This window comes from Desulforhopalus singaporensis (assembly GCF_900104445.1).
GTDB classification, from domain to species: Bacteria; Desulfobacterota; Desulfobulbia; order Desulfobulbales; family Desulfocapsaceae; genus Desulforhopalus_A; species Desulforhopalus_A singaporensis.
Window position 1 is genome coordinate 1 of the sequence record NZ_FNJI01000064.1, and the last position, 9,714, is coordinate 9,714.

The 9,714-nt window shown below is 40.5% G+C and carries 11 protein-coding genes and 2 pseudogenes; 1 reads left to right on the forward strand and 12 read right to left on the reverse strand.

Going from position 1 to position 9,714, the window contains the following annotated elements; all coding sequences use genetic code 11:
- The 11 genes and pseudogenes from BLQ17_RS20885 to BLQ17_RS22785 form a co-directional block, all read right to left on the reverse strand.
- Nucleotides 1-221 (reverse strand): annotated as a pseudogene (locus BLQ17_RS20885) (IS256 family transposase); the annotation flags it as partial.
- A gap of 161 nt (nucleotides 222-382) precedes the next feature.
- A complete protein-coding gene (locus tag BLQ17_RS20890) occupies nucleotides 383-634 on the reverse strand; it encodes a CRISPR-associated endonuclease Cas2 (protein ID WP_092226089.1) in 252 nt (83 codons plus the stop codon).
- 303 nt (nucleotides 635-937) lie between these two features.
- Complete coding sequence (locus BLQ17_RS20900; protein ID WP_176761371.1) at nucleotides 938-1,549, reverse strand: hypothetical protein; 612 nt, start codon at nucleotides 1,547-1,549, stop codon at nucleotides 938-940.
- Nucleotides 1,550-1,714: 165 nt separating this feature from the next.
- Nucleotides 1,715-2,551 carry a macro domain-containing protein gene (locus BLQ17_RS20905; protein ID WP_176761372.1) on the reverse strand — a complete coding sequence of 279 codons (837 nt, stop codon included), beginning with the start codon at nucleotides 2,549-2,551 and terminating at the stop codon, nucleotides 1,715-1,717.
- Nucleotides 2,548-3,111 carry a TIR domain-containing protein gene (locus BLQ17_RS20910; RefSeq protein WP_092226094.1) on the reverse strand — a complete coding sequence of 188 codons (564 nt, stop codon included), beginning with the start codon at nucleotides 3,109-3,111 and terminating at the stop codon, nucleotides 2,548-2,550. The genes BLQ17_RS20905 and BLQ17_RS20910 overlap by 4 nt, the downstream gene beginning before the upstream one ends.
- Before the next feature lie 140 nt (nucleotides 3,112-3,251).
- Nucleotides 3,252-3,950 carry a hypothetical protein gene (locus tag BLQ17_RS20915; RefSeq protein ID WP_092226096.1) on the reverse strand — a complete coding sequence of 233 codons (699 nt, stop codon included), beginning with the start codon at nucleotides 3,948-3,950 and terminating at the stop codon, nucleotides 3,252-3,254.
- Nucleotides 3,951-4,027: 77 nt separating this feature from the next.
- Nucleotides 4,028-4,840: a pPIWI-associating nuclease domain-containing protein gene (locus tag BLQ17_RS20920; RefSeq protein ID WP_092226097.1), complete on the reverse strand. Its 813-nt coding sequence runs from the start codon at nucleotides 4,838-4,840 to the stop codon at nucleotides 4,028-4,030.
- A 181-nt stretch (nucleotides 4,841-5,021) separates the two neighbouring features.
- On the reverse strand, nucleotides 5,022-5,900 hold the full coding sequence (locus BLQ17_RS20925; protein WP_092226099.1) for a toll/interleukin-1 receptor domain-containing protein: 879 nt from the start codon (nucleotides 5,898-5,900) through the stop codon (nucleotides 5,022-5,024).
- Between the two features lie 65 nt (nucleotides 5,901-5,965).
- Complete coding sequence (locus BLQ17_RS20930) at nucleotides 5,966-6,730, reverse strand: hypothetical protein (protein WP_092226101.1); 765 nt, start codon at nucleotides 6,728-6,730, stop codon at nucleotides 5,966-5,968.
- Between the two features lie 1,152 nt (nucleotides 6,731-7,882).
- Nucleotides 7,883-8,263 (reverse strand): LysR substrate-binding domain-containing protein, encoded by a 381-nt coding sequence (locus tag BLQ17_RS20935; protein WP_176761373.1) that lies wholly within the window; start codon nucleotides 8,261-8,263, stop codon nucleotides 7,883-7,885.
- Nucleotides 8,220-8,594: a hypothetical protein gene (locus BLQ17_RS22785; protein ID WP_176761374.1), complete on the reverse strand. Its 375-nt coding sequence runs from the start codon at nucleotides 8,592-8,594 to the stop codon at nucleotides 8,220-8,222. Before BLQ17_RS22785 ends, BLQ17_RS20935 begins: the two co-directional genes overlap by 44 nt.
- On the opposite strand from BLQ17_RS22785, the gene BLQ17_RS22790 reads away from it, so the two are divergent.
- A complete protein-coding gene (locus BLQ17_RS22790) occupies nucleotides 8,580-9,029 on the forward strand; it encodes a hypothetical protein (RefSeq protein WP_176761375.1) in 450 nt (149 codons plus the stop codon). The genes BLQ17_RS22785 and BLQ17_RS22790 overlap by 15 nt on opposite strands.
- 231 nt (nucleotides 9,030-9,260) lie before the next feature.
- Here the strand turns inward: BLQ17_RS22790 and BLQ17_RS22795 are convergent.
- Nucleotides 9,261-9,714, reverse strand: a pseudogene (locus BLQ17_RS22795) (hypothetical protein); the annotation flags it as partial.

The following is a 9,714-nucleotide window of genomic DNA, read 5'->3' on the forward strand; positions in this document are numbered from 1 at the left end:
AAGCTGCCATTGGCTGATTTTATGTTTTTTTTGCTCTTGCCGTTGCGACGATTACCGGTAATCTCCTGGCTCAGATGAGTATCTAACTCTGCTTCCAGTGCAGCTTCGGTCAGCTGTTTGATAAGCGGGGTGAGGATTCCTTCTTTTCCGAGAAGGGCTTTGCCTTTTTGGAGCTCTTCAAGAGCTTGCTGAAAATCAAATTCTGGTTTTTCTTCTGTCATGTCAGTCTCCTTTGGTCGCTGAATATATCAGCTTTCAGTTACTGACACAAAATTTTGAACACCCTCATGTGAACCGCTTGCGGCAAGATTTACAGGAAGAATATAAATATTGTCGTGAGAAAAACCTGTTATGCCACACCAGCGCATTGTTATACTTATTTTTATTTTAAATCATTTGGAGAACCATCAACTTTATATGATGCCCAATTCGTGACCTCTGAGATTATTAATCCATCATCTTCATCGATAAATTTTTTGAAATAGTCCCGTAACCCTTTTGCAGATGTATTTACTCTATTAAAGCACCAGGTTGATTCTAAAATACGAACTGCATTAAAATTCTCTAAAATACTATATAATTTTTGATAATCTTTAGAGTTTCTTAAGTCATAAGTTAAAAAGTAAAGAGCCATTTTTTGTTCCTTTTTTTGTATAATCGCGGTGCTGACAAGCGCCGTGGGCAGCGCAAGCAAGCGAAGCTTTGTTGTGGTGTTCAGCGGCCCCGCGCTGTTGCGGGGTCCGCTGGAACGTTTGGTTAGCGCTACTTTTTTTTGTTTGGTCGTTGAGTCAATGCCGAACCTGCAGAAGATTTAGCTGCCTTACTGGAGGCCCCTGACCTCAATGTTTTTGAAGCTGCTGTCGCTGCTTTTGCTCGGGTAACTTTAGACGGAGCTTTTCTTTGGGATAAGGCTGATCCTGCCGCAGATTTTGAAGCCTTACTTGCTGTTTTGCTTCTCAGAACTGCTGAAGCTGCCGTCGCTGCTTTTTTGCTTGTTACTTCTTTCTTTGACATAATTTTGGTCCTCCAAGGTTGCGTCTTTTCGTAATTCTGCCCCAATCTCCACAGGGGATGTGTCATGTATTACAAAAAAAGCTACAATTGTAAGCAAAGCTGCAAATAATAAGGCACTAACAAAACCTCCAGCCAAGTTGACACCGAATTGCGGCCAAAACCTTTTCGTTTCTCTTATTTCATTAACTATAATACCATGTTCGATTTCTCTACGTTGCTCATCTATGACAAATTCAATAATTTCATTTGAATAATCTTTTAATCTTGTTTCAGCTGTGTCCTTTGCTCTTAGTAAAACTCCCTTTGGCTGTTGCTCGTACCAGTTTTTTATGTCTTCAGGAGAAGGAGTACCACCATTATTGTTTTTTTGGTGTTTAATCCACTCAATCTTCTGCTCTTCAATAATAGCAAAAGCAACTAAACCTAGTAACCAATGATCATCTGAATTCTCAACTAATTCATCATAAAGATCTTCGGGACCCGAAAATTTTTCCATAATTATCCATAATTTTATTATCTTATTCGCTAACGTCATAGGCCACCTACCGCTGACCGGCAGCGCGCCTTCGACTCTGAGTTAAGGTTGTCATTACGTTGAAATTTCGACTCACGGCGACGCAGTCGCCGTGAACGCCCCGCTCTGAGGCAAATTTGGAGCACAGCGGAAAATTTGTCCAACAGCAGCGCCTCGTTAGGGGCTCTAAACTCCATTTCTCGCTGACTTAATATCAAGGAGATTAATTTTGTCGATCTTGCTCTTGTGGATGACAATCGTTAGCTTCGCTGGGTACTTGAACCGCATTTCACTAATGCGGAATGTCCACAACATTATTTTCAAAAGATCTTCATCACTTATAGTTTTATGCCCTTGAATTCGAGTAATCCCAGAACCAAAAATCGGCGTGGCTACGCTCTGCTGACCATACACATTGTTGACCTTGTCCCAAAAATTAATTAAAAATTCTAGGTATTCAGGCATAGTGAGCACTGCTTTATTGTTTTTATCGAACTTCGTAAAAGCAGCCAAAAGAAAATCTTTATATACGCAAATAGAGCCAATCTGATACTGCCACTTTTTACCCACGGCTCGCTCGGCGTTGCTCTTGAGTTTTTCACTTTCATCAAAGGGATAGTTGTCAATATGGCTATCAAGCTCTGAAACTTGATCACCAACATACATTTTTATAAAAATTCCGTTCAGTGAATTTTCAGAAATTATTTTGTTATCTACGATTGTGTCAAAGTACTCATTGAAAGCAATGGCCTTTAAGCCGGGCTCGGAAAAAATGTCGCCTACTTTTATCGTTACCTCACTTCCTTCAATATTGATATCAATTTTATTAAGATTGTTAGACCAAATCCAAATTGCCAAATAAATTAGCACCAACAACCCGATAAATATCCATCCATAGGTGCTTTTGCAATTTGTTGGAATATCGACAAACAATACAACTAAAGAAAGTGTTGCGCTTATGGCAGAGGTGATCTTGAGAAAATTCTCAATCACCCTCCTGTCAATGAAACTAACCTTTGTCATACTTCGTACCAGTAGTAATTGGGGCTCGTTTTGGTAGCAAGCATAAAGTCACTATTTTTGAGAGCAGCCTCAATGATGTCCTTCTTGTTGGGTATGTGAAGTGTCGGAACCTTACTCATTGAATCTCTAAAAATAGGCAAGTTACCCCACAGATTCTTCACAGACTGTTTCAGCGAGTCATTAATCAACAGGCTGGCCTTAGAATTATACTCTGGATATACAACAATAACAGGGAGCCCTTGATTATTTATTCCGTAGTTAATTTCTTCTCGTAAAGCTCTTGAGCTTACTGTTTTGGAGCTAAGGAAAAGTACGATATTTTTAGAGTTTCTAAGACGCTCTTGAAGTCTTGGCTTTAGCGTTTTTTCCCAATCACTGCCGTCACGGACGTTGTACGTCTTATCATGCGAATCATTAAATGGAAATGATGCTTCTTTTCCTTTCCATGCCCGCAACATGTTATAATAGCAGAAATCTTTTGTTGCATGTGCGCCGAGAGCGCTTGCGTTGAAAGGTTCTGCAACGTAAAAGGCCGTGTAATTTCCGTTTCTATATGCCATTTTTTTCTCCAAAAGTTATATTTCCGATAGCTAGGCTTGGCCCCTAATCGCGGTGCTTGACGAAGTCAGCACCGCGATTCACTGGCCCGCGCTGTTTGCGGGTCCAGTGGAATGACTTGATATGTGATTTATATTTATCTCTACCAAGTTTTCAAACCAACATTTCCAAGCAACAATCGACCAAGAGAGGTGATTTTATATCCCTGTGATTTCATCATTCCTGTTGCAGGGTCAAACTCTGGAGTTTCTCCACGCTTAGGTTTTTTATATTTCGGAGTTGTAAGGTTGAGTCTAACCAGATGGTTTCTTTGAGCGTCGTACAGAGTTCTATCGTTAATTCCGCTTTGTTCTCTGGTTCTCATTGAAGGGGGAGGTGGGGTCAAAATGTCTTTATGTTTTTCAAAATATTCCCGATCCTCACCTGGCGGCAAACCATAAAGCTGTAAAATAATAATTTCTGTATCACTGAGTTCATTTAAAATATTTAGTAATAGTTTCTTTTGATTGTATTCTATTTTTTCTTCAGCTATTCCATTTGCAATGATAGAAGCAATGTATTCTTTTCGTTCTTTTGACAATGCTCTTGAAGCCTGCAACATAGACTCTTCAAGTATATCTATAAATTCTTCATTTTGGAATTTTAGCTTAGCGTTTTCTCTCTCAGTCTCTTCAATTCGCTGTTCAAGCAACAACAAAAAATCATTAATTCTGTCAATTCGTTGGTTGGGAATGGTTGCACCAACTGTTTCAGCTATTAGTGGCCCTACAAATGGAATGGCTCCCAAGATACCCTTGCCAATTAACACAGAATAGTCAGTTTTTGTATTTTCGGTGCTCATATATTTCCTTTACACACGTAGAATTCACTGGTTTCGCGCTGTTTGCGAAATCCAGTGGAATGACTTGTTAGATTATCTCACTCATACCAACTAGTTGTATCAACTTCAATATCATGTTGATAAAGAATTATTTTTCTTGGTTCATCAATTTCGGAGTGGCATTTGAACTCGTAAGGAAATGAATCTTTTATTTCTGCAGCATCATCGTATTTTCCGTAATTTAGCGAGACTTCGATATTGCCATTCCCAGTAATTATTATCTTTTCAGGCGTAATATTAATTATTTCGAAAGATTCAAGTTCAGAAGTCTCAGCGATGGTTTGTGAACTGAGTATGTCTAGATCTGAAAACATGTTAGACATAAATGTATCGTCCAACTCCGTAGAAATGTAGTCATGTAGAGAGTAGTGGATCTCATGTCGAAGTTGTTCAACCAATTGGAAAATTGATATAAATGAATCAAGAACTTTAATAGACAAAGATTCACAATCCGCTTGGGGAATATTAAATGTCTTCTCATTAACATGAGTGTATTTAGACAATAAGTTTATACTCTCAATCACTTCTTTTATTTCATCTTTTGGCTCAATATCTAAATTTTTATCGACGAACTCCTCTGACAATCCTCCTTGCACGGCATAAATGACCTTTTGTTTTCGTGTAGGTGCACCATTGTTTGTTTCAACTTTAAACCAACTACATTTTTTCACGTCAACATCCGGGGCTAATCGTTGCAAAATATGTCGAGATAACTCGCGCATTGCTGCTGAAAAACTATTAAATCTCAAAGGGTCGCTAGTCTTGTCTAGATAAGCGACTGCAGCATTAAATAGTTCTTTCTCAAATTCTGTTTTTAAGAATCCCCGAATATTCTCTATTTGGACTTTCATATTTAGTTTTGGAAATCTAATGTAGAATTCACCGGCGAGCTTCAGCGAGTCCGGTGAAATGATTTGTTATCAATCCGGCGGGCTTTTTCATCAGCCACAACACATACTAACTGTTTGTTTTTAAATGATTTTATAGTTACAAATTTAACCTAAATGCCCACCGGATTAATAACATGAATTTTTATTTCATATTATAATATTTAGCACTAAAACCTACGGATAATGGGCCACCATCATAAAGACATGAAACGCTTATTTTTAGTTTTCTTTTATGATCCATGTAATGATGGTAATGTGTTTTCTTGGTAACTAAATCTAACTCTGAAGGGTTTATGCTTAAACAGCCTAATATTGGCTCTGAATCAAATTCCTTATTTTGCATGCAAAGTGATGTTTTTTTGATATCAACATCGATATAGTTTACAAAACTGCCTTCTGCCTCTAAGCACATATGTATTTCATCTGTATCAATAATGATATTTCCAACTTTATTAGGAGTGGCACCAACTTCTTTAGCTGCATCTTCAACTCTCATACCTATGTACTGGAATGGCCTATGAAAAGGCTTTGGATAAAAGAAAAGAAGTTGGTCGGATGCCTTATCTATAGCTTGCCCTAGATTTGATGATTCAGTCTTGCCAACAAGAGCAGATTTATTGAAAACAATATTCATACTGTTGGTTAACTGCTCAAATGAACTTAGATACTTAGATTCATCTGTAAAGTCAGCATATAGCTTGCCTAGTAGAAAACCTGGCAACTCACATCTTTCTAGCATAAGTGGTAAGACTTTGATCTCCTTTCCACTTATTTCTAAAGTCATTGCAACATCAATTTCTTTTTGGACCCACTTTGATTTAATGGAGTTTTCAGATATGATGACTGCCACAAAATCTACATTATCAATGCCTTCTCGGATTTTCTCTATTAGGCTGTCACCAATTTTCAATTCCGCTTCATCTAGCCATACTCTGACACCGTGACAGTCTAAGTCCGTAGCCAATCTGCGAACAAATTCTTTATCTTCTATGTTGTGACTCAGAAATATGCTTGGTTTCATTTTTAGATGTTAACGTTAAATTCACCTGAAGCCGCGCTGTTTGCGGCTTCAGGTGCAATGACTTGTTAAGCCTCGTCACTTAAAATCTCTACTTCTGGATCAGTTACCTTTTCCAATAAGCATCTAATCGGTTTTGTAAGCATTTTTTTGAGCTTAAGTGCCCTAGATGTAAAAGAGTCAAGTTTATCGATTAGTTCACCAATTCGTTTAATCACGTCCGCATTCTTATCGGAGTGCTTTTTCAAATCATCTTGATTTACAACAACAGAACCAATTGCACCCTGCAAAGCATCCTTAAGGCCTTTTGCTCCCCTAATGGTGTACATATTTATTGCATTTCTTACTCTAGCGACTTCTTCTAATAAACTTAATTTCAAAATGTCTGGTAAATCGCTTTTGTTTATTGCTTCAAATAGTTCATCTGTTTTTTTGACTATATCTTTAAGGTCTTCTTCTGATAGCGTTTCTTCTGAATAGAACTTTGATAGCTCCTCCGCACAAAATTGAAGCCTAGTAAGAGCTTCATCAGTTAAGTATTGTTTGACAGAATTCCAATTTCCTCCCAAGTTTAAAGGAAAAAATGACTTATCTAGTTGTTTGAAAGATGTAAGGTATAACTGGTGATTTAACCCATCGTTCATTTTGATTAGGCTTTGGATCTCTTGGGACAAAGAGTAAAGTTCAACAACCCCTTTAGTAATTTCAGCATCATCTTCTTTAATCCCGATAGCCAATGCCCAAACTTCTCTCACCTTTTTGCTATCTGGTTGGCGTTTCGCATTAGATAGGATTCGATGCAATCTACCAGCGGGGTTCGACTGATCAATCATTTTATGTCCTTTATTGGCTTAACAAATTATTCTCTGGTTTCCTTATAGCTCCAGAAAGCAGAATTTATTGACAACGAAAAATCAACAAGTTATCCTGTTTTCTGCTCAATATCACGACATATTTAGTGGATATCAGCTTAACAGGATAACATTCATATTGCAGATCCCTGCTCAAATCACCAACCAATTTGGGACCTATATCGGTCAACAAGAAATTCCCCCCGGTCATCATAGGTATTGCTTGAAGTGGATGCGATACTATTAATCCGGTGGGCAAATACGTCTAATCCGGATGCCGCTTTCGGGTTCGTGTCTGACTATCTGGCTGTTTATACGTCAATAAATTTGACGCCTAACTAAAATATACGAAAAGTTTAAGCCTAAATGCCCGCCGGATTAATACCTTGATTATGACATATAAAACCGTTGAGCAGCGCGAATAAGTTCCCGTTGAGCCCCAAGCGAATAAGGCAGGCGTAAAGAGGGTCACTTGCAAAAGTGATTCACTTTACATGTCCTGCCATCTTTACTCCATAGAGAAAATGAAGACATTACATAGAAATCCTGTTGATTATGTCTTTATTTTCCTTGATCAACAGAGAATAGCCTTAACATCAACAAGCAGTAAACAACATTAACGGACAACCAACGGACATTCAACACAAAATAGACCTAGGATTAACTAGAAATAAACATTAATGCTTTTGGGATGGGTGGTTTCTTGAAAACGGACTTCATCTGTCATTTACTGCCTTGTTGCGAAAACCTGAGATACAGGTTGAGGTTAAATCCTTCAAAGCTGGGTCAATCCTGACCGTGACCGCCGAGGAAAAAAATATCGTCTTTATCCATTGGTACCATTCGACCCGCACCAGTCTTTTGAGACCTATTAATCCGTACGTTGATTAGTAGACATTCGCTAACGAGAAATTGACTCGTAACATACTGATAATAGGTTTTTTTGACATTTAGACAATGTCTGCTATTTAGCCTTCGGATTAATACTTCCTTTTTTATCCAATTTGTAAAATCTACGACCTTGGGAATTCTAGTTTTCTGCATCGCCGCGGAGATGAAATATCTCGGCGTTGGCGGAGCGCTACCAGGCTCAAGTTCAAAAGGAATAAAGAGCAGGTTTTCATCTATGTACCATTATGCGTTGTGGCGGTTGCCAAGCACTACCCCCAATCCAAGCTCTGCAGCCTTGAACGCATGAAGAGAATAGCTGAACGTCAGAATTTTCTGCGTCTTGAACCATGGGTAGGATTTCAGGATCACCCTCCAGCTGACAAGCCTGCGTTCGGTCTCTATCAAAGGTACACTTGCAAGATTCTCTACAGAAGCAATTTCGCGTTCCTGCAACAGCGCAGGAGCGGCCAGAACGACGACTTCGTCAGGGAGAAGCCGCTCACTCTGTACATCTTTTGCCGCTTCAAACCTGTATTCAATTCCACAATTAATACCCTTGTCATTCGGATCGAGAGTCATTTTATCGATCAGTCTCAGGTTGATTTCCGGATGTGTCTGCAGCACGGCCCACCGGGAAAGAATGGATGCTCGGTTCATCGTTGACGTAGAAAGCAAACCTGTTGGTGGTGATCTTGTCAGCAACTGGTTCAAGTTTTACCGCAAGCTCATCCAGCTGACGCGGGACGTTCAGCGTGCAGTGAAAATTATTCTCGATGCAGGCAGCAACACTCTCCTTGCTCAGGCCGATCACTGCGGTGTTAAACCCGATCTTCTTGATCTCAACCAGATTTTCTGCAGTGCCACCAAACGCCCCGATGGCAAAAAAATCATTATCCGGCTCTGGATTGCTGGTTGGCGCCACTGTCTCAACCAGGGTCAGTTGTGGATCCCTCATCTGAAAAGTCGTCCCCGGATAGGAGTTGATAAATTTGAACATCCGGTCACCATCCGGTGTATGCTCGGGGCAAACCTGGTAGGCGAACAGTGGTTGGTAACGCCCCGTCTGCCAGTGGGTATTGAGAAGGGTTCGCTCACCTCAGAGCGAGATCTCCGGATAGGAGCCGTCCAGCGCATTTTGACTGCGGTAAAACTGGGCAGTAAAGAGATTTTTGCGGCCGGGTTTACAAGGTTCAATTGGGGTCTGCCAGCCCCCCTGGCGATCTGTTCCTCCGGTGATCCCGAGAGTACCCGCGCTGTCTACAGGCGATGGTTGAAAAAACAGTACCGAGTCATGGATCGTTTCGCCGTCGCCCTTCTGCCATCCGATCGGAGCGTCATGAAACTGCGATGTCTTGTGATTGCGATCTGTCTGGGGATAGTCCGGCCGTGAGAGGATTTGTTAACAGGTTCTTTCCTGTCGAACGCAGGGGATAGACTGTTTGGGTCTCACTTGCATGCAGCTGAGACTGGCAACAGGAGACGATAACGACAAGCAAGGCGACTCCAAGAGGTAACGCAACACTTGTCCTGAATGGTGGAACAGACCTATTTATCTGTCTGCACCGGCAATGGTTAAAGGAGCGTGAATTGGCCCTGGTGTTATGCAATCGCTCGGCCACGGTTACTGACAAGCTAAAAACAACATAGTAGTGATAACCAAGATGCCGGTAAAGATTGCTGAATATTTTTTTACCGCACCTATATAACCATTATTGAGATAATGTCTGGTGACACGAGCGAAGAAAAGGATCTTGAAGGATGCAGCGGTGTAGATAATGAAATAGGCCGCAAAAATCGCAAAAAGAACGTTTTCCGGGACCTTGTAGATGATACCAGAGAGAGATATGGCGCTAAACAACACGCATAATGACACGATCGTCTTAACCGCGTTTTTTTTGCTCATGCCGTAACTGATGAGTATATGGTGCAAGTGACGCTTGTCGGCCTTGAAGGGGCTTTTACCCTGCAAGCCCCGTTTCGTCATAATCACAACCGTATCGGTGATCGGTACGGCGAGGATCAGGAGCGCACATACAGGAGGCATCGAGGAACTCGCCGACTGTGTCAGATAGATG

What these genes read in the sequence shown, in the direction of transcription:
- BLQ17_RS20925 (WP_092226099.1), bottom strand. Translation starts at nt 5,900, where the DNA reads ATGAAACCAAGCATATTTCTGAGTCACAACATAGAAGATAAAGAATTT.
- BLQ17_RS20920 (WP_092226097.1), bottom strand. Translation starts at nt 4,840, where the DNA reads ATGAAAGTCCAAATAGAGAATATTCGGGGATTCTTAAAAACAGAATTT.
- BLQ17_RS22785 (WP_176761374.1), bottom strand. Translation starts at nt 8,594, where the DNA reads ATGAGGGATCCACAACTGACCCTGGTTGAGACAGTGGCGCCAACCAGC.
- BLQ17_RS20915 (WP_092226096.1), bottom strand. Translation starts at nt 3,950, where the DNA reads ATGAGCACCGAAAATACAAAAACTGACTATTCTGTGTTAATTGGCAAG.
- BLQ17_RS20900 (WP_176761371.1), bottom strand. Translation starts at nt 1,549, where the DNA reads ATGACGTTAGCGAATAAGATAATAAAATTATGGATAATTATGGAAAAA.
- BLQ17_RS20930 (WP_092226101.1), bottom strand. Translation starts at nt 6,730, where the DNA reads ATGATTGATCAGTCGAACCCCGCTGGTAGATTGCATCGAATCCTATCT.
- BLQ17_RS20905 (WP_176761372.1), bottom strand. Translation starts at nt 2,551, where the DNA reads ATGACAAAGGTTAGTTTCATTGACAGGAGGGTGATTGAGAATTTTCTC.
- BLQ17_RS20910 (WP_092226094.1), bottom strand. Translation starts at nt 3,111, where the DNA reads ATGGCATATAGAAACGGAAATTACACGGCCTTTTACGTTGCAGAACCT.
- BLQ17_RS20890 (WP_092226089.1), bottom strand. Translation starts at nt 634, where the DNA reads ATGGCTCTTTACTTTTTAACTTATGACTTAAGAAACTCTAAAGATTAT.